Source organism: Mycobacterium cajalii (assembly GCF_045809005.2).
GTDB lineage: Bacteria > Actinomycetota > Actinomycetes > Mycobacteriales > Mycobacteriaceae > Mycobacterium.
Window position 1 is genome coordinate 5,068,944 of the sequence record NZ_CM141436.1, and the last position, 25,267, is coordinate 5,094,210.

Annotated in this window: 20 protein-coding genes and 1 pseudogene; 6 read left to right on the plus strand and 15 right to left on the minus strand. The window is 69.9% G+C overall.

Features of this window, described 5'->3' with window-relative positions; translation table 11 throughout:
* Positions 1–8: 8 nt before the first annotated feature.
* The 5 genes from ACJ512_RS24005 to ACJ512_RS24025 form a co-directional block, all read right to left on the minus strand.
* Positions 9–1,643, minus strand: coding sequence for a fatty acyl-AMP ligase (locus ACJ512_RS24005; RefSeq protein WP_369737265.1), 1,635 nt, complete (start codon positions 1,641–1,643; stop codon positions 9–11).
* 274 nt (positions 1,644–1,917) lie between these two features.
* Positions 1,918–2,868, minus strand: coding sequence for a 4-(cytidine 5'-diphospho)-2-C-methyl-D-erythritol kinase (locus ACJ512_RS24010; RefSeq protein WP_407685085.1), 951 nt, complete (start codon positions 2,866–2,868; stop codon positions 1,918–1,920).
* 82 nt (positions 2,869–2,950) lie between these two features.
* Entirely contained in the window at positions 2,951–3,895 is a 945-nt protein-coding gene (gene rsmA, locus ACJ512_RS24015; RefSeq protein WP_369741463.1) for a 16S rRNA (adenine(1518)-N(6)/adenine(1519)-N(6))-dimethyltransferase RsmA, read from the minus strand.
* Positions 3,868–4,995, minus strand: a complete 1,128-nt coding sequence (locus tag ACJ512_RS24020) for a transglycosylase family protein (protein ID WP_369737263.1) — start codon at positions 4,993–4,995, stop codon at positions 3,868–3,870. Before ACJ512_RS24020 ends, rsmA begins: the two co-directional genes overlap by 28 nt.
* A gap of 151 nt (positions 4,996–5,146) precedes the next feature.
* Positions 5,147–6,022 carry a TatD family hydrolase gene (locus tag ACJ512_RS24025; protein WP_369737261.1) on the minus strand — a complete coding sequence of 292 codons (876 nt, stop codon included), beginning with the start codon at positions 6,020–6,022 and terminating at the stop codon, positions 5,147–5,149.
* Between the two features lie 19 nt (positions 6,023–6,041).
* On the opposite strand from ACJ512_RS24025, the gene metG reads away from it, so the two are divergent.
* Complete coding sequence (metG, locus tag ACJ512_RS24030) at positions 6,042–7,598, plus strand: methionine--tRNA ligase (RefSeq protein ID WP_369737260.1); 1,557 nt, start codon at positions 6,042–6,044, stop codon at positions 7,596–7,598.
* A gap of 7 nt (positions 7,599–7,605) precedes the next feature.
* Here the strand turns inward: metG and ACJ512_RS24035 are convergent, their stop codons facing one another.
* The 4 genes and pseudogenes from ACJ512_RS24035 to ACJ512_RS24050 form a co-directional block, all read right to left on the minus strand.
* On the minus strand, positions 7,606–8,301 hold the full coding sequence (locus tag ACJ512_RS24035) for a TetR family transcriptional regulator (RefSeq protein ID WP_369737258.1): 696 nt from the start codon (positions 8,299–8,301) through the stop codon (positions 7,606–7,608).
* A 133-nt stretch (positions 8,302–8,434) separates the two neighbouring features.
* Complete coding sequence (locus tag ACJ512_RS24040) at positions 8,435–9,112, minus strand: TetR family transcriptional regulator (RefSeq protein ID WP_369737257.1); 678 nt, start codon at positions 9,110–9,112, stop codon at positions 8,435–8,437.
* A 447-nt stretch (positions 9,113–9,559) separates the two neighbouring features.
* Positions 9,560–11,212 (minus strand): hypothetical protein, encoded by a 1,653-nt coding sequence (locus ACJ512_RS24045; protein ID WP_369737255.1) that lies wholly within the window; start codon positions 11,210–11,212, stop codon positions 9,560–9,562.
* A 50-nt stretch (positions 11,213–11,262) separates the two neighbouring features.
* A pseudogene (locus ACJ512_RS24050) lies at positions 11,263–11,757 on the minus strand (diguanylate cyclase domain-containing protein); the annotation flags it as partial.
* 400 nt (positions 11,758–12,157) lie between these two features.
* Here ACJ512_RS24050 and ACJ512_RS24055 point away from each other — a divergent pair.
* Both ACJ512_RS24055 and ACJ512_RS24060 read left to right on the plus strand, forming a co-directional pair.
* Positions 12,158–13,414, plus strand: coding sequence for an aminodeoxychorismate synthase component I (locus ACJ512_RS24055; RefSeq protein ID WP_369737254.1), 1,257 nt, complete (start codon positions 12,158–12,160; stop codon positions 13,412–13,414).
* Between the two features lie 122 nt (positions 13,415–13,536).
* Complete coding sequence (locus ACJ512_RS24060) at positions 13,537–14,601, plus strand: hypothetical protein (protein WP_369737253.1); 1,065 nt, start codon at positions 13,537–13,539, stop codon at positions 14,599–14,601.
* Between the two features lie 5 nt (positions 14,602–14,606).
* Here ACJ512_RS24060 and rsmI read toward each other — a convergent pair whose 3' ends face one another.
* Entirely contained in the window at positions 14,607–15,443 is an 837-nt protein-coding gene (gene rsmI, locus ACJ512_RS24065) for a 16S rRNA (cytidine(1402)-2'-O)-methyltransferase (protein ID WP_369737252.1), read from the minus strand.
* A gap of 25 nt (positions 15,444–15,468) precedes the next feature.
* On the opposite strand from rsmI, the gene ACJ512_RS24070 reads away from it, so the two are divergent.
* Entirely contained in the window at positions 15,469–17,025 is a 1,557-nt protein-coding gene (locus tag ACJ512_RS24070) for a dolichyl-phosphate-mannose--protein mannosyltransferase (RefSeq protein ID WP_369737250.1), read from the plus strand.
* 86 nt (positions 17,026–17,111) lie between these two features.
* Here the strand turns inward: ACJ512_RS24070 and arcA are convergent, their stop codons facing one another.
* Positions 17,112–18,323 (minus strand): arginine deiminase, encoded by a 1,212-nt coding sequence (arcA, locus tag ACJ512_RS24075; protein ID WP_369737248.1) that lies wholly within the window; start codon positions 18,321–18,323, stop codon positions 17,112–17,114.
* An 85-nt stretch (positions 18,324–18,408) separates the two neighbouring features.
* Here arcA and ACJ512_RS24080 point away from each other — a divergent pair, with 85 nt between their 5' ends.
* Positions 18,409–19,026 (plus strand): alpha-ketoglutarate-dependent dioxygenase AlkB, encoded by a 618-nt coding sequence (locus tag ACJ512_RS24080; RefSeq protein WP_369737246.1) that lies wholly within the window; start codon positions 18,409–18,411, stop codon positions 19,024–19,026.
* A 5-nt stretch (positions 19,027–19,031) separates the two neighbouring features.
* Here the strand turns inward: ACJ512_RS24080 and ACJ512_RS24085 are convergent, their stop codons facing one another.
* The 3 genes from ACJ512_RS24085 to ACJ512_RS24095 are packed head-to-tail and all read right to left on the minus strand — an operon-like array spanning position 19,032 to position 21,407.
* On the minus strand, positions 19,032–19,685 hold the full coding sequence (locus ACJ512_RS24085; RefSeq protein ID WP_369737245.1) for a DUF5642 family protein: 654 nt from the start codon (positions 19,683–19,685) through the stop codon (positions 19,032–19,034).
* A 27-nt stretch (positions 19,686–19,712) separates the two neighbouring features.
* Entirely contained in the window at positions 19,713–20,408 is a 696-nt protein-coding gene (locus ACJ512_RS24090) for a DUF5642 family protein (RefSeq protein WP_369737244.1), read from the minus strand.
* A gap of 48 nt (positions 20,409–20,456) precedes the next feature.
* The gene (locus ACJ512_RS24095) at positions 20,457–21,407 is read right to left on the minus strand and encodes a GNAT family N-acetyltransferase (RefSeq protein WP_407685113.1); all 951 of its coding nucleotides are present in this window, start codon (positions 21,405–21,407) and stop codon (positions 20,457–20,459) included.
* Between the two features lie 876 nt (positions 21,408–22,283).
* On the opposite strand from ACJ512_RS24095, the gene ACJ512_RS24100 reads away from it, so the two are divergent.
* Positions 22,284–23,234, plus strand: coding sequence for a hypothetical protein (locus ACJ512_RS24100; protein ID WP_461479866.1), 951 nt, complete (start codon positions 22,284–22,286; stop codon positions 23,232–23,234).
* Between the two features lie 61 nt (positions 23,235–23,295).
* On the opposite strand, the gene ACJ512_RS24105 is transcribed toward ACJ512_RS24100, so the two are convergent.
* Positions 23,296–25,245 (minus strand): bifunctional diguanylate cyclase/phosphodiesterase, encoded by a 1,950-nt coding sequence (locus tag ACJ512_RS24105; RefSeq protein WP_407685083.1) that lies wholly within the window; start codon positions 25,243–25,245, stop codon positions 23,296–23,298.
* Positions 25,246–25,267: the final 22 nt, after the last annotated feature.

Below are 25,267 nucleotides of genomic sequence, written 5' to 3' on the forward strand. Positions count from 1 at the left end.
CGCGCGGCCTAGGTGACCAGCGTGACGGAGTTGGACCGGCGCAGCTTGCCCGACGGGGTCTTCGGGATGGTGCCCGGGCCCAGCACCACGACGTTGCGTGGCCGGACGTCGACCTCGGCCACCACCTCGTGGGCGACCTGGTGCTCGATGCGGCGCACCTCGGCCGGGTCCTGCCACGCGTTGGACTCGACGGCGACCGCGAACGTCTCGCGGGAGTGGCCGGCGTCCAGGCGCACCGCGACCGCACACCCGGGCCGCACCCCGTCGACGCGGCCGGCGGCACGCTCGATGTCGGTGGGGTAGATGTTGCGGCCCGCCATGATGATTACGTCCTTGACGCGGCCGCACACCACGACGTGGCCCTCGTCGGTGAGGTAGCCGAGGTCGCCGGTGTCATACCAGCCGTGTTCGTCCTGGGCGGGGATGAACCCGCCCATAGTCAGGTAGCCGGGCGTCAGCGACTCGCCCCGCAGTTCGATGACACCGACGCCGCGCGGGGGCATCACGTTACCGTCGTCGTCGACGATGCGGGCCTCGAGGCCCTTCAGCAGCGGACCGAGCGTGGCCAGCCGCCGGGTGTTGCCCTTGCTGGCGGGCACGGCCCGGCGCAGCGCGGCCAGAAGGTCGGCGTCGACCTCGTCGACGACCAGGCCGGCGTTGCACTCCGAGAACGAGACGGCCAGCGTCGTCTCGGCCATGCCGTAGGCCGGCAGGATCGCCGAGGACCGTAGCCCGAACGGGCGGCCCGCGTCCAGCAGGTCCTCGACGTCGGCCGGCTCGACCGGCTCGGCGCCGGACAGCGCGAAACGCAGCGTGGACAGGTCGAAATCGCCCGGCTTGGCGTTGCGGCGCAACCGCTTGGCCAGCAGGGCGTAGGCGAAGTTGGGCGCCGCGGTCATGGTGCCCTTGTATTTGTCGATCAGCTTGGCCCACAGCAGCGTGTCGCGCAGGAAGTCCATCGGCGTGACCTTGATCAGCTCCGCGCCGAAGTACATCGGGATGGTCAGGAACCCGACCATGCCCATGTCGTGGAAGCAGGGCAGCCAGCTGACCATGACGTCCTTGTCGACGTCGTACTGGGCGCCGATGAACATCGCCTCGGCATTGGAGTAGATGTTGCGATGGGTGATCTGGACGGCCTTGGGCGAACCGGTGGATCCGGACGTCAGCTGCATCAGCGCCAGGTCGTCCTCGCCGACCTCGACGGGGTCGGTCGGGTCCGACGCCAGCAGGTCGGCGACGGTCAGGACCTTGACGCCCTTCTCCTCGAGCACCGGAATGGCCACCAGGAAGGGCTCGGAGACGATGACGGCCTTGGCCTCGATCATGCCGATGACGGTCAGCGTGTCGTGGGCCCACACGGCCAGGTCGGTGCGCGGCGTGGGCTGGTGCAGCATCGTCAGGCTGGCCCCACGCATCCACAGGCCCTGCGCCGTCGGGGCGATCTCCACCGGGAAGCCGGCGAGCACGCCCACCGCGTCGCCGAGGCCGATGCCGGCGGCGGCCAGACCGCCCGCGATGCGACGTGCCCGCTCGTGAACCTCGCCCCAGGTGTGCCGGACGGGTTCGTGGGGTTCGCCGGTGACCATGCCCGTCGTCGCGGTTTGGGCGTTCCGGTACATCTTCTCGGTAAACCTGCTCACAGAAGCCTCCTCGGTTCCGGCACTTCACCCAGGGCCCGGAATTCCATAGTCCGCTCGCCGAACGCCACGTGGTAGCAGGCGCGCGAGCACAGTTGGGCAGCGGTTAGGTCTCGAAGCGGTGATGGGACGACCCCGCGCGCGGCCGCAGCCCGTCCGCCCACGCGCAGGGCGGACGACCGGATGAAGGGGTTCTGCTTACCGCTGTAGGTCACCGCGAGTCATCTTAAACTCCTCTTAAGTAACCTCCAAACTCTTGCGGCGTTTCGGTTTGATCTCACACCTCGGTGGGCGCCGGCACCACGCGGGCGCCGAGCACCGGGCCGCTGGCGACGCGCACGGTGCGGCACACGCCCGCCCCCGCCAGCTGGGCGCCGACGTCGACCGCCGAGCTCGCCGAGGCGCACAGGAACGCGCACGTGGGGCCCGAGCCGGACACCAGGCCCGCTAGGGCGCCGGCCTCCACCCCGGCGCGCAGCGCACGCCGCAGGGCCGGCTGCAAACTCACCGCGGCCGCCTGCATCTCGTTGCCCAGCAACGGTGCCAGCCCGGCGGGATCGCCCGCGGCCAGCGCCGCCAGCACCGGGCCGGACTCGGCGAGTCGGGGGGGGTCCCCGGCGGCCCTGAGCCGGTCGAGCTCGGCGAACACCGCCGGAGTGGACAGCCCGGCGTCGGCGAACCCCAACACCCAGTGGAAGGTGTTCCGGGACAGCACCGTGGCCAGCTCCTCGCCGCGGCCCGTGCCCAGCGCGGTGCCGCCGTGCAGTGCGAACGGCACGTCGCTGCCCAGCTGGGCGGCCAGCATGCGCAGGTCACGGCGGGGCACGCCCAGCTCCCACAGCGAGTTCATCGCGACTAGCACCGCCGCCGCGTCCGCGCTGCCGCCGGCCATGCCTCCGGCCACCGGGATGGTCTTGTCGATCAGGATCGAGACGTCCGGAGCCCGGCCCACGTGTTCGGCCATCAGCTCGGCCGCCCGCCAGGCCAGGTTGCGCTCGTCGGCGGGCAGCGTGTCGGCGCCCTCGCCGACGAGCTCGAGCGAGAGCACATCGGCGTTGCGCACCGTCACCTCGTCGATCAGCGAGACCGCCTGGAACACCGTCGTCAGCTCGTGATAGCCGTCCGCGCGGCGATCGCCGACGGCCAGGTAGAGGTTGACCTTGCCGGGCACCCGAACGGTGACCGAACCCGTCGGAACCCACTGCGCGGCGGTATTGCCCTCAGACATCGTCGGTCACGTCAGCCACCGCAGCAGACTATCGCTGCCACCGCCCAACCACACGCCATGACGCCGCCTGGCGACGCGCGACTCAGCCCGCGGGGGCGGGCCCGGGGAGTTGCGGCGCCGCGGCTCCCGGACCGCTGCCCGGGGCGCCCCCGGAGCGCCGCAGCAGGCGGACGAAGTCGTCGACGGACAGAGTCTCGCCGCGGCGCGCGGGATCGATGCTCGCGGCCAGCAGGCGATTCGCCGACTCGTTGCCCGAGCCCGCCCATTCGGCGAACGCATTGCGGGCCGTCTTGCGCCGCTGAGCGAAGGCGACGTCCACCAGTTCGAAGACGCGCCGCCGGAAGGCGGCGTCGGTCGGCCACGGCGGGTCGGGGTACCGGTCGATGCGGATCAGTCCGGAGTAGACGCGGGGAATCGGCCAGAACACGGTCGGCGGCACCATGCCACAGCGGCGCACCCGGCCGAAGAAGCGCATCTTGACGCTGGGCACGCCGTAGTCCTTGCCGCCCGGTTCGGCGGCCAGCCGCTCGGCCACCTCGGCCTGCACCATCACCGTCACGACCTGGACGGACGGAAATTCCGCGAGCAGATGCAGCAGGGCCGGGACCGCGACGTTGTAAGGCAGATTGGCCACCACCGCGGTGGGCTCGGCGGGCAGATCGCCGGGCTCGAGGGTCAGCACGTCGCGGTTCAGCACCGTCAGCCGGTGGATTTCGCTGTTGGAGTGCTCGGTCACCGTCCCCGGTAGCCGGGCGGCCAACACTGGGTCGATCTCCACGGCCGTGACGGTGGCGCCGCGGTCGAGCAGGGCCAGCGTGAGCGACCCGAGACCGGGGCCGATCTCCAGCACGTGGTCGGACAGGCCGACCCCGGAGGCCGCGACCACCCGCCGCACCGTGTTGGCGTCGTGAACGAAGTTCTGGCCGAGGGACTTGCGGGGCCGAAACTCGAGCTCTCTGACCAGCCGCCTGATCTCGGTGCGGCCGAGCAGCCTAATCGTCAGCGCGCACCCGCCCGACCACTGCATACCGGCCACGCACCCCAGCCCTGGCGCTGCCGCGTCACCTCGGCAACGGCGATCTGCTCTTCCCTGGTAGCCAGATCGGCGCGGGGCGCGAACCGCAGGCCGCCGTTGCGCTCCCATGTGCCCTGGTCGAACTGCACGCCGCCGTAGTACCCGTTGCCGGTGTTGATCGCCCAGTTGCCGCCGGCCTCGCAGCCCGCGATCGCGTCCCAGACGGACCCGTCGCTGACCGGCGGCACCTCGGTGCCGGGTCTGGTGCCCACCCGCACCACGGCCTCCCGGGCCGGTGTCACGACGGTATTGGCGACGGGCAGCCGGCCCGTCTCGACACCGTTGACCATGGCCACGGCGAACGTCACGTCCTGCATGCCCGGGCTGCCGGGATCCTCGACGACCTCGCGGCTCATGTTCATGTCCGGGTCTTCGACGCGGCGGGCGGGCGGCAGCAGCGGGATCCGCTCGGTGACCCGTTCGATCCGGTTGCGGGTCACCTCGACCTGCATGCCGTCGACGATCGGCGCGGTCGCGGGCGGCACCACCTGGTCGCTGTCGGCCAGCGGGACACCGGCGGCGCCCAGCAGCCCGGCGACGTTGGCGGCCGGCAGGTGCACCGTGCGCGTCGTGCCGCCGTCGTTGATCTGGACCGTCTTGGCGCTGACGACCGGCAGCGCCATCCCGGCCAGCGGAACCCGGCTGCCGCGCGAGGCGGCGGCCGGCGCGGTGTCGGTCATCGCCAGCTGGGCCAGCGCCTCGTCGACGGTCGACGCCGTCGTCCACACCTGCTTGGAGCCGCGTCCGTCCAGCGAGATCTGCAACGGGCGGCTGCGGCGCAACACGATGTTGGCGGCGTCGTGGACCTTCACCTCACCGGCGGGATACAGGTCGTCGCGCTCGGCGACGGCGAAGCCGTTCTCCTGGACGATGTCGATCACGCGCGACTTCATCGTCGTCACCCTCATCGCGATTCCGTCGACGGTCAGCGTCACGGTCTTGCATGCGGAAACCGCGATCCCGCCCGCGGCCGCGACTACCAACAGCAGCCCTGCGACTACCAGCCGCAACATCGGTGATTGATTCTGATGAAGTTTTGTCAAAACACTCAACGCGCGTCTACCCCGACCTCAGTAAGCACTTCAACGACCTAATTCACCTGACACCTGAAATGACAAATGGGCCCAGAGGCCCACCCGTATGATCACAAGACGGTAACGAACCGGCCACTGTTGAGCAACTCCGGGGCGCGTGTCCGTTTCGTCAATCTCCGAAACGGGAACCCACGCCGGGCCCCAGCCCGTAGACCCGACGAGCGTTGCTCGTGGTCAGTTGTGCCATCTCCTCGGCCGGACGATGCACCAACTCAGCGATCGCCTGAACAGTATAGGGAAGGCAGTAGGGCTCGTTGGGCGAGCCCCGGTGCGGGTGCGGCGTCAGGAACGGCGCGTCGGTCTCCACCAGCAGCTGCTCGGACGGGATCAGGGGAACGGCCTCGCGCAGCGCGCGGGCATTGCGGAAGCTCACCGTCCCGGACAGGCTCAGCAGCCAGCCGGCGTCCACGCACCGGCGGGCCATCGCGGCGTCCGACGAGAAGCAGTGGAAGATCACCGCGTCCGGCGCGCCCTCGGCCGCCAGCACGTCGAGCACCTCGGCGTCCGCGTCCCGGTTGTGGATCATCAGCGGCTTACCGCACCGCTTTGCCAGGTCGATGTGCCAGGCGAACGCCTCGCGCTGCGCAGCGGGCTCGGCGCAGCCGTCCAGGCGCCCCGGCCAATACAGGTCCATGCCGGTCTCGCCGACGGCCACCACCCGGGGGTGGGCCACCAGTTTCTCGATCTCGGCGCGGGCGGCGTCGGTCAGCGCGGCCGCGCGGGTCGGGTGCAGCGCAACCGCGGCGTAGACCCGCGGGTCCCAGTCGGCGGCCCGGGTCACCCAGCGCGCCGACTCCAGGTCGTCGGCGATGGTGACCGCCGCCTGCACACCGACGGCGGCGGCGCGGTCCATGATGGCGGCCACGTCCGCGGCGTCGCGGGCACCGCACGCGTCGAGGTGGGTGTGCGCGTCGATCAGGGGCGCCAACGGCGCCGGCGGCGGCGGCGCCTCTCGTTTGGCTGGTCGGTCAGAGCTCACGGCCACACAATAGGGTGGACTCTCGATGAGGCCCTACTACGTCACGACTGCCATCGCGTATCCGAACGCGGCTCCGCACGTCGGGCACGCGTACGAGTACATCGCCACGGACGCGATCGCCCGGTTCAAGCGGCTCGACGGCTTCGACGTGCGCTTCCTGACCGGGACCGACGAACACGGCCTGAAGGTGGCACAGGCCGCCGCGGCCGCCGGCGTACCCACCGCACGGCTGGCCCGGCGCAACTCGGATGTGTTCCAGCGCGTCCAGGAGGCGCTGAACATCTCCTTCGACCGGTTCATCCGCACCACCGATCCCGACCACTACCGGGCCTCCCAGGAGATCTGGCGGCGCATGTCGGCGGCCGGCGACATCTACCTCGACAACTACTCGGGGTGGTACTCGGTGCGCGACGAACGGTTCTTCTTCGAGGCCGAGACGCAGCTGCTCGAGGACGGGACCCGCGTGGCGACCGAAACCGGCGCCGCGGTGATCTGGACCGAGGAGCAGTCCTACTTCTTCCGGCTGTCGGCGTACGCCGAGAGGTTGCTGGCCCATTACGACGCCAACCCCGGCTTCATCGCCCCCGAGGTGCGGCGCAACGAGGTGGTCAGCTTCGTCTCCGGTGGGCTGGAAGACATCTCGATCTCGCGAACCTCCTTCGACTGGGGGGTGCCGGTGCCCGACGATCCGGACCACGTCATGTACGTCTGGGTCGACGCGCTCACCAACTACCTGACCGGCGCGGGCTTTCCCGACACCGACGCGGAGTTGTTCGGCCGTTACTGGCCGGCGGATCTGCACATGATCGGCAAGGACATCATCCGGTTTCACGCCGTCTACTGGCCGGCGTTCCTGATGTCGGCCGGGATCGAGCTTCCCCGAAGGGTTTTCGCGCACGGGTTCCTGCACCACCGCGGCGAGAAGATGAGCAAGTCGGTGGGTAACGTCGTCGACCCGGTGGCGCTGGCGCAGAGGTTCGGGGTGGACCAGGTCCGCTACTTCCTCTTGCGTGAGGTCCCGTTCGGCCAGGACGGCAACTACACCGAAGAGGCCATCGTCACCCGGATCAACACCGACCTGGCCAACGAGCTGGGCAACCTGGCCCAGCGCTCGCTGTCGATGGTCGCCAAGAACCTGGGCGGCGTCGTCCCGGAGCCCGGCGAGCCGAGCGCCGCCGACACCGAGTTGCTGACGATGGCCGACGGCCTGCTGAAGCGGGTGCGCGCCGGTTTCGACTCCCAGGCGATGCATTCGGCCCTGGAGGCGATCTGGCTGATGCTCGGCGAGGCCAACAGGTATTTCTCGGCCCAGCAGCCGTGGGTGCTGCGCAAGAGCGAATCCGAGGCGGACCGGGCGCGCTTTCGGGCCGTCCTGTACACGACGTGCGAGGCGGTCCGCATCGCGGCGCTGCTGGTGCAGCCCGTCATGCCCGAGTCGGCGGGAAAGCTGCTGGACCTGCTCGGGCAGGGCGAAGACCAACGGCATTTCGCCGCCATCGGCTCCCGGCTGGTCCCCGGCACGGTGCTGCCGGCGCCGGCGGGGGTGTTCCCGCGCTACCAGCCCGTTTCCGAACCCACGTAGCCTGCCCCTAGGTCGCTTCGGCCACCATGGCGTCGACGGCGGCAGCATCCGGCTGCGCGTGACGCAGCGCCTCACGGGCGAGGAATTGGCGGAAGTACGCCAGCGCGGCCTCGTCGACGATGCCGACGAGCAGCAACTGCCACATCCGGCCCGTTCGCCCGATGAGGTCCTCGTCGCGGCCTTCGGCACGAACCAGGCTGGAAAGCAGGCGGGTTCCGAACATGGAACCGACGACCGACTCGCCCAGTTCCACCGGGTCGAGGTCTGACCGAAGGTCCCCTTCGGCGGTTGCCCGTTGCGCCTCGGCGGACATCAGCTCCACCAGGCCCGTGCAGAAGCTGGCCGCAGCGTCGTTGAATCCGCTTAAGGCACAGGTCAATTGCTCGGCGGCACGGGCCGTCTTGTCCAACCGAACCACGTTCGCGATCGTGAACGTACCGTGGATCATGTTCTCGAGCGCCGGCGACGAGGCCCCGCACACGTTGCGGAACGCACCCAACAGCGTGTCCGATCCCTCGTCGATGATCGCCGACGCCAGCGATTCCTTGGAATCGAAGTGGTGGTACAGGGCCCCCTTCGTCATCCCCGTCCGTTCGATGATCGTGCCCCAGGCGGCGGCGGCGTAGCCCACATCCCCGAACACGTCGATCGCGGCATCGAGAATCTTCCGGCGGGTGGCTTCGGATCGAACCTGGCGCGCCATCGCTCCTACACCTCCGGAGTTCCGCGAATCTGCAGAGATTCCGAATCTCGGCGTCTCGTCTCTCGCTGCAAAGGACCCAAGCCTAGCAACTTAGCCTAGCGAAGGTCTCGATCGGGTGGATTCGCCGTGTCGTTCAATTCGACTCGACCCCACCCAGGCGGGACTGGATGGCGAGCGCCGTACGCCGCCTGACGAATTGGTTGAAGTAATCGATCCTATCGGGCTGCAGTATGCCGATCAGCACCAGCGACCAGCTCTTCTCCAGGTCGAGCAGGAACCGCTCGGGTTCGTCGAGGTTGCTGGTCTGCCGCAGGCCCATGTGCAGCGACACGATGAGCCTGCCCACATCGCACGGGCTGCAGCGTTTGTCGACATCACCGTCGGCGATCGCTTTCTGGACGACCACCGAGAGGGCTTGAACCCAGCCGTCGAACAGTCGCTCCTGCAGCCCCTCGGCCCGCCCGACCGACTCGAGCAGGTTCAGCCCCGCTCTGACCCTGTCCATCTGGGTGTCCTGGGCGGCCAGCCGGTAGGAGAAGTCGATCAGCGTCTCGAGGCCCGACAGGTTGCGGGACAGCAGGTCTTCCACGGCGACGGTCCCCGCGACGGTCTGGTCCTCGATGATCGCGACGGCCAGCGCCAGCTTGGAACGGAAGTGGAAATACATCGCGCCCTTCGTCAGTTCGGCTTCGGTCAGGATGTCGTCGAGGCCGACGTCGTGATAGGCCCGCTGCGCGAACTGATGTGAGGCGGCTCGCAAGATCTGCCGCCGAGTAGCGTCCGCGCGCCCGTCCGGCGCGCTGTCCGTCATGGGACGGGGAGGCGACACTATGCCGGCCCGTCGGCGGGGCGACCACTGCGCAAACGGCGGTTCTCGGATTGGCACCGGCCCCGCCGAGCACCGACCGCCTTTTGGTACACGATGCCCTCGTCGGCGGGCCACGCTGGCAGCAGGCGCTCACCGGCGCATTGGACGCCTTCAAGCCGCTTCTGAGGTTGGCAGTATGCCCTAATGCCCTGCTTTTCAACGGTAATGACCAAAGCTCCCTGCTGCAATAACTTGTAGTTGGTTGTGGATTTTATAACATACTCCGCGTATGTATACGCATTATGCATGTGTTTGATAGTTTCGGCCAGCGTCGGTGCGGCGCACCGTCTGGCGTGCAGTGCCGCACCCCGCTACGCCGCAGCTTCGCCGGCGATAAGGCGATCGAGAGCCCCTTCGGGGTGCACTCGCTCGATCAGCGGGCGCGAGTGATCAGCCGTTGCCGCCCGGAGTCGTGCCCTCGCGCGGAATGTCGAGGGTGGCAATCGGATACATTCCCGACCCGTCGCGGCCGTCGCGGGCCAGCGCCATCGGCGCGTAGTTCACCACGTGCGAGCCGCCGGGCTTGTGCTGCTGCCAGTCCACGGCGGCACGCAGCGTATAGTGCCCCGGCGCCAGGCCGGTCAGGTCCACGTGAACGGACTCGGTCGACGACGCCGGCACCGCCTCCTCTCGCGATTGACTGGAGTCGTCGTGGACCAGGGTCTTGAGGTCGACCGTCGCCGGCAGGCTCCGCACCACCGCCCCGGTGAAGTCCACCAGCCGGTAACCGGGAACCCAGTGCTCGGTGGCGGCCGCCGAGCCATAGTTCGTCCAGGCGACCGAAATGCTGGCCACGGCGCCGCGAACGGATTGCGACCCCGGCTGGGCCTCGACCGAATAGCGATAACCAGCGGACGAATTGGCTTGCGCCCAGAGCAGATACAGGCCATGATCCATCGCCGTCCTAGAGTCGCGGTCGGGGAAGCCGGTACTCGACGTCATCGACACGTGATACCTGACCACGTCGTGCAGGCCCTTCTCGTAGTAGGACCGTGGGTCGGTTCCGTCGGGCAGCTTGCACCATTGGGCGATCACGGGCGCGGAGACCAGCCGCTGCTTGAGCGCCGCAACCACGGCATCCCCGGTCTGGACGTAATGGGAGTCGCCGGAGTCCGCCCACGACGGGAGCGGCGATTGCACGCCCAGGCAGTCCGACCGGATGCCCACCGGCCCGGACAGCTTCCTGGTGACGTCGTCGGCGAGCAGCTGGCGCACGATCTCGGGATTCTGCGGGGCGACCACCAGTTGCGTGTGCGGGAACGCGGCCACGTTCGCCTCGACCAGGCGCCGGATGGCCGTGGCGGTGATGCTCTGATCCCGGGACTGGCTGTAGTAGCCCAGTGCGGCCATGCTGTCGCCGGGGGCCGGCCCCGGCGCCCCCAGCGCGTCGCGCACATAGTCGATCTGGTTCTCCCCGAAGTCGCCGTATCCGGAGAACTCGAACACGCTGAGCCGCTCGTCGCCGTCGTAACGGCGGCCGAGCGCGCCCAGGAGCTGCGTGAACGCGTCCAGGTAGCCGGCGTCGTTCCAGTTCGGCACCACCTGCGTCACCCCGGGCGCGGAGCCGTTCGGCCGCCCGGGGTAGGAGGTGGCCGCGGGGCGCATCCAGTCGGGGATCGCGATGTTCGTGTTGTCGGGGTAGGAGCTCCCGCAACAGGAACTGAACGCGTACACGCCGAGGATCAGCCGCATGTTGCGGTTCGCCAGCTTGGTCAGCGCGTCGTCGATGGCGCCGAAGTCGTACTTGCGGTCGTCGGGAGCGTCCGGCGGAAGAGTGCGCGGATCGGTGGGCTGCAACTGCCGCCACGACACGCGCAGACTGGCGTCATAGGACGCGGGCCACCCCGAATACCGCTGCTGCGCGGGGTTTGCTTGCGGGAAAAGAGGGTTCAGCAGAGTCTCGTACTGGCCGCGCAGCGGATTGGGGATCTCCTGGACGCTGGGCGGTATGGCCGGACTGACCATGGCCGACAGCGGCCCGGGATCGGGGTGGCCGCCACAGCCGGCCAGCGCCAGTGCCGTGCACGCGACAACGACCGACACGCCAATTCTCGACAACAAACCGTACCTCGACACCAGGATCAGATCGCGCCCGCCGACAGCGCCTCGCGGTCGGCGACGCGTCCGGGCACCCCCACCGTCACCCGGATGCTCACCGAGGGGGTGATCACGTGCCCGCCGATGGTCATGCGCTCGCGCAGCATCGTCACCAGACGCCGGGCGAAGGCCTCGGCGGTCGCGGCCACCATCGGCCGCTCGGGAATGATGACGAACTCGTCGCCGCCCAGGCGGGCGATCATGCCGTCACCCGCGCACACGCGCATGCGTTGCGCGAACACCTTGATGAACCAGTCACCCGCGGCATGGCCGAGGCCGGTCAGGTCGTCGTGCTCGGCCAGGTAGCGCAGCTTCTCCTCGGCGGCGATGCGCGCCTGCAACTGCGCGAACAGGGCGGCGACCGCCTCGAGGGTGCTGATCTCGCCCTGCTTCCACTTCCTGGCGCCGAACCTGACGAACGCGAGCACCCCGGTGGTCGCCTCTCCGGAGACCAGCGGCGCGGCGGCGACGGACGGCCAAGCGGGCACCCGGGTCGCGTTCGCCCCCGTGGCCTTCACGAGGAGGGCGGCAACCGAGGTCACGACGAGATCCGGGTTGCGCGGCACGGGCTCCTCCGATACGAAGCGCATGTCCCGGCTGGCACCGGGCGCAATCAGGGCGGTGGTCGTCTGCAAAGTCGCTACCCCCGATGCGCAAACGTACCGGGCGCGCCTACTTTCGGCGTCTGTCTGGCGGGGTACGTCGGCGCGGGGGCCGGTCACGGATTGGCGTAGCGCAGCCTAACACGCTCAACCCGCGCAGCTAGAGGGATATTTTTGCCGCCCACGCGCCTCGGCGGCACGGCGACGACCGAGATGTCCGCCTCGTCTGCGGGCGACCGGCGACGGACGTCCACGGGGCGCGAAGCGGCCGTTCTGTCAAGCTGGGGCGGTGCGAATCGACCGGCTCGGCGATCTCGGCGCCGCACCCCGGGTGCTGCGGGCGATCGGCGACGCCACCGGCCGGCTCGGCCTGCCGCCGCCGGCCGCGCTGACCGGCGACTGGTTCGGCGCGGCGGCGGTGATCGCGCCGAGTCTGTCGCTGCAACCCGTGGACGGCGCCGACGCGTTCGCCGTCCCGCAGGACCACCGCGCGCAGGATCCCGACGCGGTGGGCGGCGGCTGGATCGGATACCTGTCATACCCGGACGCCGGCGCCGACGGGCGAGGAAGCCGGATCCCCGAGGCCGCCGGCGGTTGGACCGACTGCGTGCTGCGCTGCGACCCGGACGGGCGGTGGTTCTACGAGAGCCTGTCCGGTACGCCGATGCCGGACTGGCTCACCGCCGCGCTGGCGGCGCCCCCGGCCCGGACGCGCGGCTGCCGGATCGCCTGGGACGCTGCCGACCGGGACGCACACCGCGGCGGGGTGCTGGCCTGCCTGGACGCGATCCGCGCGGGCGAGGTCTACCAGGCGTGCGTGTGCACCCAGTTCACCGGGACGGTCGCCGGGAACCCGCTGGACTTCTTCGTCGAGGGCGTCGCGCGTACCGCCCCGGCCCGAGCGGCCTATCTCGCCGGACCATGGGGCGCGGTGGCATCGCTGTCCCCGGAGCTGTTCCTGAAGCGGCGGGGGTCGGTCGTGACGTCCAGCCCGATCAAGGGCACCCTGCCGCTGGACGCCTCGCCGTCGGCGCTGCGCACGTCGGTCAAGGACGTGGCCGAGAACACCATGATCGTGGACCTCGTGCGCAACGACCTGGGCCGGGTCGCGGTCGTCGGCACGGTCACCGTGCCCGAGTTGCTGGTGGTGCGGCGGGCGCCGGGCGTGTGGCACCTGGTTTCGACGGTCTCGGCCCGGGTTCCCGCCGGGTTACCCACGACGGCGTTGCTGGACGCCGCCTTTCCCCCGGCCTCGGTGACGGGCACCCCGAAGCACCGCGCGCGCCAGCTGATCTCCCGATGGGAACAGCGGCGACGCGGAATATATTGCGGCACGGTGGGCTTGGCCTCCCCGATCGCCGGGTGCGAGCTCAACGTCGCGATCCGCACGGTCGAGTTCGACGCGGCGGGCGGCGCCGTGCTGGGCGTCGGCGGCGGGATCACCGCCGACTCCGATCCCGACGGGGAGTGGCAGGAGTGCCTGCACAAGGTGGCTCCGATCGTCGGGATGCCACGCATCCCGGCCGCGGCGCCGGTCGGACGGTAGCTAAACGGCCCGGGCCCCGCCGGTGAAAATCCGGGTAACCTGCACGCCAGTGGCCTCGAGCGCCTAAGCTCGAGCCATCGGCCCGCGCTCGGCGCGTGTCGGCTGTTCTGGAGGGGTCTGTCATGAGAATCGCTGTCCTCGGTGCCGCCGTCGCCGCGCTCGTGGGCGGGACGCTGGCGGTCACGCCGGTGACCAAGGTGAGCGCGCCCTTGCCGGCGGGGGAGGTCTGCAACGGCGCGGGGGGCGCCGGATGCGAGAAGCTGGCCTCAGTCCTCATGCCCGAGGCCCCGAAGCCGATTGCGCGGGCCCCCGAAACCTCGCCCTTTTCCGAGGCGGGCAACGTGATCGCCCCGAGACCGGCGCCCGAACCCGGCGTGCCGTCGGCCGATAGCGAAGTGCCGGGCGGCCCACCCGGCGGATTGGTCGGTGGCGGCGGCGCATCGGGCATCGGCGGGGGCGCCACGCCGGCCGCGGGGCTGGGCGGTGTTCCCGACGTCGGGCTCGGCGGCATCCCCGACCCGTACGAGGTCGCACCCATGCTGCCCGGCCTGGCCGGAGTCGGCGGCCTGGCCGCCGTCCCCAACAGCGCGGCCGTCGCCGTGTCGGTCGCGCAGGGCGTCGTCGGCGTCGGCGGCAGCCTCGTCGGCATCGGCACAGGCCTGGTGGGTACCGTCGAGTCCGCCGTGATCGCAGTCGTGTTCCTGAAGAACGCCGGCCTCCTGCCGAGCAACATCGGCCTGCCCTCGGTTTCGCTGCCGTCGGTGGGCTCACTGGGCGTGCCGGGCATCGGTGCGCCCAGCCTGACGACCGCGGCGGCCGCGCTCCCCGCGGTGGCGTCCATCCCGGGCGCGGCGGCGGTCCTCCCGGCGGTGGGTCTGCCCTCGGTGGGCCTGCCCGCGGCCCCCGCGCTGCCCGCGGTGGGTCTCCCGGCGGCCCCCGCGCTGCCCGCGGTGGGTCTCCCGGCGGCGCCCGCCCTTCCCGCGGCGCCCGCCCTTCCCGCGGCGCCCGCCCTGCCCTCGTTTCCCCAGGTCGGTCTACCCGCGGCGCCGGCGCTGCCGGCGCTGCCCGCGGTCGGTCTGCCCGCGCTCCCGGCGGTCGGCGTTCCGGCGCTACCGGGCCCGCCCGCCATCCCGCACCCGCGATTCTGCACGCCGTCGATCGGGCCCATCGGGGCGTGCACGCCCTGACCGGCTCAGCCGTTCCGGGACCGCAGCAGCGCGTCATAGAGCTGGCGTGAGCGCACCCCCGGGTGCGCCGCCGCCACCTCGCCGCAGGCGTCTTTGACGCGAACACCGTCCGCGACGAGTTCTTCCACCCGCGTCACCAGCGCCGGCAGGTCGGCGCGGGGGATGGCGCCGGCCAGCACGACGGTGATCTCGCCGAGTACACCGTCGGCCGCCCAGGCCGCCAACTCCTCGAGCGGCCCGCGCACCACTTCCTCGTGCACCTTGGTCAACTCTCGGCACACCGCCGCCGAGCGGGCGCCGCCGAGTTCCTCGACCGCGTCGCGCAGGCACGCGGCCAGCCTGCGCGGCGACTCGAAGAACACGCATGTGCGGGGCTCGTCGGCCAGCGACGCCAGCCAGGTCCGACGCGCCGAGGCCTTGCGTGGCGGGAATCCCTCGAAGCAGAACCGGTCCGAAGGCAGACCGGAGACGGCCAGCGCGGTGGTCACCGCCGACGGCCCGGGCAGACACGTCACCGGCAGGCCCGCCTCGACGCACGCCACGACCAGCCGGTAGCCGGGATCGCTGATCACCGGCATGCCCGCGTCGCTGACCACCAGCACGGTCGCGCCTGACTTCACCTCGTCGACCAGGGCGGGCACCCGCTCGGCCTCGACCTGGTCGAACAGGCTGATCACCCGGCCCGCGATGCGCACCTCGAGCGCCCGGGCCAACTTCCGGACCCGGCGGGTGTCCTCGGCGGCCACCACGTCGGCGCGCGCCAGGGCGTCGGTCAGCCGTGGCGACGCATCCGAGGGCTGCCCCAACGGGGTCGCGCCGAGCAACAGCCGACCGTGGGTCATGCCCCACAGCCTACGATCGACACCGATGACCGCCCCGCCCCGCGAATCCTCCCTCGCCGACCGGGGGCGTGTCGTGCCCGTCGTCAGCCCGGGACGGCTGGTCCCGCTCGCGGACTTCGGGCCGACCGACCGCGTCCGCGGCTGGGTCGCGACGGGCGTCATCACGCTGCTGGCGACGGTAAGCCGGTTCGTGAACCTGGGCTCGCCGACCGACGCCGGCACGCCCGTCTTCGACGAGAAGCACTATGCGCCGCAGGCCTGGCAGATGCTGCACAACAACGGGGTGGAGGACAACCCCGGCTTCGGCCTGGTGGTCCATCCCCCCGTCGGCAAGCAGGTGATCGCGCTGGGCGAGGCGATCTTCGGCTACGACGGCGTGGGCTGGCGGTTCAGCGGCGCGCTGCTGGGGGTGGTGCTGATCGCGCTGGTGACGCGCATCGTGCGGCGGATCAGCCGCTCGACGCTGGTCGGTGGCGTCGCCGGGTTGCTGCTCATCTGCGACGGCGTCAGCTTCGTCACCGCGCGGACCGCGCTGCTCGACGGGATCCTCACCTTCTTCGTGGTGGCGGCTTTCGGCGCGCTCGTCGTCGACCGCGACGAGGTGCGCCGGCGGATGCACGTCGCGCTGCTGGAGGGCCGCAACGCCGAGACCGAGTGGGGTCCGCGGCTCGGGGTGCGCTGGTGGCGCTTCGGCGCCGGGGTGTTGCTCGGGTTGGCATGCGGGACGAAGTGGTCCGGTCTGTACTTCGTCGTGTTCTTCGGCGCGATGTCGTTGGCGTTCGACGTGGCCGCACGGCGTCAATATCAGGTCACGCGGCCCTGGCTGGGGACGGTGCGCCGCGACGTGGTGCCCACCGGCTACGCGCTGGGGCTGATCCCGATCGCCGTCTACCTGGCCAGCTACGCACCGTGGTTCGCCTCGGAAACCGCGATCGACCGGCACGAGGTGGGTCAGGGAATCGGCCCCCACTCGGTGGTGCCGCTACCCGACGCCGTTCGCTCGCTGTGGTACTACACCGCCAAGGCGTTCCAGTTCCATGCGGGCCTGACGAACGCCGCCGGCAACCACCACCCGTGGGAGTCCAAGCCGTGGAGCTGGCCGATGTCGTTGCGGCCCGTGCTCTACGCCATCGACCAGCAGAACGTGCCCGGCTGCGGGGCGCAGTCGTGCGTCAAAGCCGAGATGCTCGTCGGCACGCCCGCCATGTGGTGGCTGGCGGTACCGGTACTGGTCTATGCGACGTGGCGCACGGTCGTGCGCCGGGACTGGCGTTACGCGGCAGTTCTGACCGGTTATTGCGCGGGGTGGCTGCCGTGGTTCGCCGACATCGACCGGCAGATGTACTTCTTCTACGCGGCGACGATGGCGCCGTTTCTGGTGATGGCGATCGCACTGATCTGCGGCGACATTCTCTATGCCCCTGGGCAGGGCCGGGAACGCCGCACGCTCGGGCTGATCCTGGTGAGTTGCTACGTGGCCGTGGTGGCCACCAACTTCGCCTGGCTGTTCCCGGTGCTCACCGGGCTGCCCATCTCGCAGCAGACTTGGAACATGGAGATCTGGCTGCCCAGCTGGCGGTGAGTGCGCGATCGTTCGCGCCGCGATTGCCGTGGGGGCCGTGATCCGGGCCGGCCCACAACCGTGGCGGCAATCTCGGCGCCGGCAGCCTAGACGGGATTGCGGGCGACGGGACAGGACATGCAGCGGGGGCCGCCGCGGCCGGTGCCCAGCTCGGAGCCCGCGATGGTCAGCACCTCGATGCCGGCGTCCTGCAGACGGGTGTTGGTCTGGACGTTGCGCTCGTAGGCGACGACGACCCCGGGCGCCAGCGCCAGGGTGTTGTTGCCGTCGTCCCACTGTTCGCGTTCGGCGACGACGGGATCCAGGCCGGTGTCGATGACCCGCAGCTTGTCGATGCCCATCGCCTTGGCCGCGGCCTCCAGGAACGGCGCCTCGTCGCTGATGGTCACCCCGTCGGGTGTGCGCTGGATGGTGAACGCCGAGAGCGAGTCGACGATGTTGGCGTACATCACCACGGTGTCGGTGTCGACCATCGTGCACACGGTGTCCAGGTGCATCTGCGCGCGCCGCTGCACGATCGGCACCGCCAGCACGGTGGTCGCCAGGTCGTCGTCGAAAAGGCTGCGCGCCAACGCTTCCGCGCCGGCCGGGGAGGTGCGTTCACCGACTCCGACCGCGAGCACGCCGGGGGCGAGCAACAAGACGTCACCGCCCTCGACGGGCGCGGTGCGCGACTCGTAGGCCCGCCGCACCCCGGTGAAGCGTGGGTGGTGCGCGTAGATGAGGTCGGTCAACGAGGCCTCGCGCACGCGCGCCTGCAGCGCCAGGGTCGGGATGACCACCCGCGGCCCGATCCAGATCGACGAGTCGCGGGTGAACAACAGGTTGGGCAGTGGGTCGATGACGAAGTCGGACCCCTGGTGCATGCGCAGCACCAGCGACACGTCGGTGCGGGTGTCCGGCGGCAGCTCGCTGAACGTCATCCCGGCCATCAGCACGTGGGCCAGCTTGCCCGGTTCGAGGCTGCGCAGGTGGGCCGAAAGCTCTTGCGCCAGCGGAACTCCCAACCGGCGCGCGTCGACCGCGGCGGCCACGCCCTGCATCCGGGCGGCCCCGCTGTGGTTGAGCGCCTCGGTCAGCAGGTCCGACATCAGCAGCACCTCCACACCGCGGTTCCGCAGCAGTTCGGCGAACTGGTCGTGTTCCTCCTGCGCGCGCGCCACCCACGGCAGCCCGTCGAACAGCAACTGGTCGACGTTGCGCGGGCTGAGCCTGCCCAGTTCGGCGCCCGGGCGGTGCAGGATGGCCACCCGTAGCGTGCCGACCTCGGAATCGGTGCCCAACTCAACAACGCCCACAGACCAACCGTAGCGGCGCTGCGATCCGGCCACACATCCGCCGCGCCGCCACCTGTTCGAACGTGCGTGCGATAAACTGGGCGGCGTGGGGATCGCGGTTCAGGGCTCGCTTTTCGAGCACACCGAGCGCCGCCACCTCGGCGACGGCGCCTTCGTCGAAATCCGCGCCGGCTGGCTGGCGGGCGACTCGCCCGACGAGGCCGGCCTGTTCGACGCCCTGCTGAGCACCGTGCCGTGGCGGGCCGAACGCCGCCAGATGTACGACCGGGTGGTCGACGTGCCGCGGCTGGTGAGCTTTCACGACCTGACCATTGAGGATCCCCCGCACCCCGTGCTGGGGAGGCTACGGCGGCGGCTCAACGACATCTACGCCGGCGAACTCGGCGAGCCGTTCACCACGGTGGGACTGTGCTACTACCGCGACGGCTCCGACAGCGTGGCCTGGCACGGTGACACGATCGGGCGCAGCAGCGCCGAGGACACCATGGTGGCGATCGTCAGTCTGGGCGCCACCCGCACCTTCGCGATGCGGCGCCGCGGCTCAGGTCCCCAGGGCCCGTCGTTGCGGCTGCCGCAGGCGCACGGCGATTTGCTGGTGATGGGCGGGTCATGCCAGCGCACCTGGGAACACGCGGTGCCCAAGACTTCGTTGCCCGCGGGTCCCCGAATCAGCATCCAGTTCCGGCCCCGCGACGTCCGCTGACCGGCTCAACTGCGGACCGCGGCCACCGCCTTGACGAGCAGGTCGCGGGCGCGATCGGTGTCGACCGGGGCCACCGGCTGGTCGGGGATGACCAGCGGGTTGGCGATGACGATCACCTGGTAGTCCCCGAACTGGGCCGAATAGTCGTAGAGCTCGCCGGTGCGAGCCGCCCCGGCGACCACCGCCTGCAGGACGCGGTGGGTGCCCAGGGTGTGCACCCCGTCGATGTGCGGCGCGTCGACCACCTCGATGCCGCCCCGCAGCTGGGGCCCGGAGAACGCCACCTTGGCGCAGTCCTTGCCCGGCTCGGCGAGCGGCACCGGCGCCGAGGTCTCCACGGCGATCACGACGAACCGGTTGCCCTTGCCCTCGGCCGAGACGGCGGCCATATTGCCCTTCAGGTCCGGCGGCATGTCCGGGCCGACGGCCACTTTCGCGCAGTTGGCGGGATCGAAGCGCAGCCCCGCCGGTAACTTGCGCGACTCCAGCAGCAGCGGATCGATCCCCCTCTCGCTGGTGTCGTTGACGGTGAAGTCGGGCCCGAAACTCGACTTGACGGCGGAAACCTTGCCGATGTCGGCCTTCATCGAGGCGTCCGTACCCGATGAGCAGCCGGCAAGCACGCACACACACGCGGCCGCGGCCCACAGCTTCAACATCGTGGTCAATCTACCCAAGGCCGCCGCTCAGCCGCGCAGCGTGGACACCGTGGTGACGAGCAGGTCGGCGGCGAACTGCGGTGGCAGCGCCGGAAGCGCCGAGCCGGGATCGGTGACCAGAGTCGTGAACGCATAGCACTCGCCCAGATAGGCGATGAAAGTGTATGCCCGCGAATCGATCTGAGTTCCCGACTCGACGGAGGACTTGAGGTCGGCCACCATTCCGAGGGTTTGCGCCCCGTCGACGTGCGGGGCCGCGGTGAGGTGCACGCCGGCCGTGGTGTGGGCGGCGCTCATAGTCCACTGACCGCAGGCCGCGACGAGATCGGCGGCGGGGCCCACCGGCCCGGGCAGCGTCACCACGACGGCGTCGACGATGCCCCCCGGACCCGAACCGGACACGCCCTGGGCGGACCGGCCCCGCCCCGTGCCGGGGTCGGCGAGCGCGGCGCAGCGCGCGGGCCTGGCCCGGATGTCAGCCGCGTTCGCCGTCAGGCCCCACGTCAAGTCGGGTGCGGCGTCACTCGCAATGCCGCCGGTCACCTCGTAGCCGGGCGGAAAGTCGCGCACGATCCGCTTGATGTGGGCGGGGTTGATGGTGGCGCCGGGCACCGCGGGGGGCGGCGACGTGGCCGACGGGCCTGGCGCCGGCGACGTGGCGCACGCGGTCGCCAGCAGGGTGAGCGCGGGAACCGCCGCCCTGCCGATCCGGAACGACCGCATGCGGTGTTCCTACCACGAAAGTCCGTTTCGTCCGGGCATTCCGGGCGCCTAGCCGACGGCCTCGATCACCTGGCGGGCGACGCGGCTGATCTGATCGGCCATCGCGCGCTTGAGGCCCACGTCGCGGCGGCGGGGCACGTCGATCACGGTGGCGATGACTCCGACGTCTTCGCGCTGCCAGACCGCGCCGTAGTGGTCCATGATGGCACGCATCGCCGAGTTGCCGGAAAGCATTCGCGCCGAAAATCTTTCGACTCCGTTGAGCCTCGCGGCGATGGACAGCGCACCGATCAGGAAGCTGCCGATTCCCCGGCCCTGATAGTCGTCGGCGACGGTGAACGCGATCTCGGCGACCGTCGGGTCGTTCTCGTCGCGCACGAAACGAGCGTCCGCCACCGGGTCGGCCCCGTCGGTCACCACCCAGACGAAGTGGTCGACGTAGTCGACCTCGGACAGGTACTGCAGCAACGCCGGGCTCGGAACCCGGGCCGTCATGAACCGCCGGTACAGCGTCTCGGCCGAGTAGTGGACATGTCCGTGCACGGTCCGTTCGCTGTCGCCGGGCAGCACCGGGCGCAGCAGCAGGCGGGTTCCGTCGCGCAACCGGATCGGGATCGGCGTGATGAACGCGGCCAGACGTTGGCGCACCATGCGCAGCAACCGGTCCATGATCCCGGGGATGTGTACCAGCCGGGCGAAGGCGTCGCCGTCGCCGATCCAGCCGGTGAGGGGTTCGACGGTGGTGACCGTCGCCGTCCGCGGGATGTCGCGCAGCAGCGCGATCTCGCCGACGATCATGCCGGGAAAGGCGCTCTCCCGGATCACCACGCCGTCGTCGCCGACGTGTTCGATCACGGCGCTGCCCGAGGAGATGAGCAGGAACGACACCGCTTGCTCGCCCTGCCGCATCAGCACCCGACCGCCGGCGGCACTCAGCGGCTGCACGCTGGCCGCCAGCGGCCCCAGGTCCGCGACGGCGCATCCCTGGAAGATCTCCATGCCCACGAGCTCTTCGGCCCGCGCACCCGTCAGTTCGGCCACTGCGATGTCCCAGGGGTCGCGGAGTGCGGGCGGCCGCGAAGGCCCGCCCGCACTGCTGTGAACCTGCCGCTTGTCCTCGTGCCTCCCCCAAACCTTCACCCGCCCCGGTTCGCGGTGCGACCCCACTCAGGCTATGGCGTCCGATCAGGATGCGGCAACAACCGGTAGCCGTACACCGGCAGGCCGGCCCCCGAATTCAAAACTGCGTGCACCGGCGTGGCGGTCGATTTCGGCCGTGGGCACCTCGTTGCCATTCACCGGACGGTGCGCCGGGACCGCAGGGCCCATTGGCAAATCGCCGCCCCTAAATATGTTTGCCACAATCCTCCGGCGCTACCGGCACTCAGAAAGCCATTTTCCGTCCATCCGCCGCACCGTGGGTTTTGCAAGTGACCAGCCTGCTTCGCCACTGGCAACCACGGCCGCACCAGCAATTCCAGCGTGGCCGTCGAAGTATTTCCCGGGTGAAGCGTTGCACGCGCGCAGATCCGCTTCCGTGCGCCGCGACCCGAGCTGTCGCTTCGGCAAACAGACATGTAGTTAGCGACACCGCGGCCACCGACACGGCGATCAGACCTCGACCGACGGGCCGGGCACGTTATATCCGTGCTGCAGGAGATTGTCGCAGCGTCAAAGCAGGAGCCATTTTACAGGTCGTCGTAAATGGCTGATTATGGTCATCGAAGATTGCTCGATGATTACCCGGACAGCCGCCTGGGAAGGCTTTAACACTGGGCTGCGGTCAAGACTGTCAGGGAACTTGACAAGCGCCGGCGAGTCAATTCCCGGCGGGTGCCGCTTTGACGAAGCCGACTATCGGCGCCAAAAAAGGGCATGGCAATTACACAGATTTGTAATATGCTGAGTCTAGCCCAGGCGTATTTTGCATTCGTCTGGTATGGATTGTTCTCCCGCCGGGGAGTCGAAAGGGTGGCCATTCGTATCCAGCAGGAGCATTGTTTCGCCAAGACACTTCGATCGTTCCGACACCAAGTCGCCCGCACACCGTCGGCGCACCCACTCCAAGGAGGCTCAATGACCGTAATCTCGCCGACCGCCGCAAACGTCGGCGGATTCCAGCTCCGGCACAGCCTGAGCTGGCATGAACCGGACATCGACTGCACGCTGGTGCTGTCGCAACCGTCGACCGACAGCGACCTCTGGGACGAGTACGCGGACGGGGCCCACCGCAGCTACCACAAGCACGGCGTCGAGTGCGCTCTGGACGTGGATGCGCTGCTCAGCGGCGCCGACACCATCATGTACCTGGCGGTGGTCGACTCCGGCGGGCGGATGGTGGCGGGCGTGCGGGCCAAGGGGCCGCTGCGGTCGGCCGACGACTCGCACGCGGTGGTCGAATGGGCGGGGCAACCGGGAGAACAGGCCGTCCGCAACATGATCACCGACCGGGTGCCTTTCGGCGTCCTGGAAATGAAATCGGCGTGGGTGGCCGACGAACTGAATCAAGATCGCTGCCTCACCGCCGCACTGGCCCGCAGCGGTTTTCACATGATGGCTCTGCTCGATGTCCAGTTCTGCATGGCCACGGCGGCCGCATACGTGCTGAACCGGTGGCGCTCCTCCGGCGGAGTGGTCGCGAGCATTCCCGCCACGCCTTATCCCGACGAGCGTTATCAGACCAAGATGATGTGGTGGAATCGCCGCGATTTCGTCAATCACGCGGAGCCCGAACAGGTCGCGAAAATCCTCATGGAAACCCAGCAACTGACGCAATCGTTCTACCGCGAGTCGGGGACCGAAACGCCTCTCGCCGGTCGGGCCTGACCAGCGCGAGGCCCGCGCCCGCTCGGCCGGTCCGGAGCCGAGCGGGCGGCCGCACCGTGGCTCACTGCAGCGACTGGATCCCCAGGTGTTTTGAGCGCGGGGCGGACGAATCGCCGGATCCGTGGTGGTACGGCGCGGAGAGGTCCTCGGGCGCCGGAAGGTTTTCGTTTCCGTTGGCGAAGTTCATCGGTATGAAACGCCTGGCGAACAACGACTCCATCGCCGCGCTGTCCAAAGGCCGCGACAGCAGGAAGCCCTGCGCGCGCGTGCATCCGATGGCGAGCAGGGCTTTGGCCGCGCTGACGGTCTCGACGCCCTCGGCCACCACATCGAGACCGAAGGCGTTCGCCAGCGCCACGATCGACTGCACGATCGCCAGGTCGCGCGCGTTGCGGCCGAGATCGCGCACGAATCCGCGGTCGATCTTGAGCAGGTCGACGGGAAGGGATTTGAGGTATCCCAGCGCGCTGTAACCGGTGCCGAAGTCGTCGACGGCGATCTTCACGCCGATGTCCTTCAGTCCGGTCAGCGTCTTGCGCGTGGCATCGATGTCGGCCACCACGACGCGTTCGGTGATTTCGAGGCAGACCGCGCTCGGTTCGAGCCCGAACGCTTCGATCGTCGCGGCAACCGCGTCGACGATGCCGTCCGCAACCAATTGCACCGGAGAGACGTTGATGCGCAACACGGCGCCCCGCCCGACGCCGTGCGCCTGCCAGTGCCCGAACTGCGCGCACGCCGACCGCATGACGAGACGGCCGAGCTTGCCCGCCAGATTGACCGATTCGACGACGTCGATGAAGGCGTCGGGCATCAGCAGCCCCCGGGTGGGGTGTTGCCAGCGAACGAGCGCCTCGGTGCCCAGGACCTCGCCGGTGCGCATGTCGAACTCCGGCAGGTAATGCAGCACCAGGTCGCTGCTGCCGCTGTCGATGGTCTCCTGCAGGCGCAGTTCGATGTCGTTGCGGATGGCTTCCTTGGCGGCCATCTCGGGGCTGAAGGCGGTGACCCTGGCCCCGCCGCACACCTTGGCCGACCGGGTGGCCTGGTCGGCCCGGAAGAGCAGCTCCGAGCTGGTGTCGCGTCCGGGTGTTCCCGCCGCGACGCCGATGCTGACGGTGCGGGCGAGCTTCTCACCGTCGATCACGACCTGCGCGTGGACCCGATTCTGCACCCGCCGGGCGAAGTCCGCGGCGGTGTCGACGTTCATCGGCGCGGCCGGCACGACGACGAACTCGTCACCGCCGAAGCGGGCGATGAGGGCAGGCACGTCGACGGCGTCACGCAACAGGTCGGCGAAGGCCATGATGAAACGGTTGCCCGGGTTCTGCCCGAGGTGGTCGTTGACCACCTTCAACCGGTCCACGTCGAGGAACAGGATCGAGACCGGCCCGGGCCTGCCCGCGGCAAGTCGCTCGTCGAGCTGGGCGATCAGGGTCCGCCGGTTCAGCAGGCCGGTGAGATCGTCGTGCTCGGCCAGATACCGGACCTGCTCCTCGGCCACGATGCGGGCCTGCAGCTGGGCGAAGAGCGCGGCGATCGCCTGCAGCGCGTTCAGCTCCTCGGGCAGCCATTCGCGGTCGCCGAACTTGACGAAGCCCAGCGTTCCGGTGGTCACGTCCCCGGACAGCAGCGGCACGCACGCCAGCGAGACGGCGGGTACGCCGGTTCCCTCCTCGATGTTCGACTGGTAGTCGGCGTTGGCCGCCTCGGGACGCAAAACGTCGGGTTCCTTGAGGGTCTCGGCGCGGGCGAAGACGGAGTCGGCGCCGGCGAAATGCACCACGCCGAGCGGGTCGGGGTCGGGGATTTCCGGGCGCGGCGGCCACTCGGCGATCAGCACCGTGGCATGGATGGTGTGATCGTTGTGGCGCAGAAAGCCGAAATCCACGCCGAAGCGGTCGACCAGGTTGGCGAGCACCCGCTCACTGATGGCGGCGGAATTGCCCGCGCCGGCCGCCATCAACTCGGCGGCGGCCGCGGTTACCAGGTCGTCCAACGAGCCGGACACCCGCCTACGGTAGCGGGTGGTG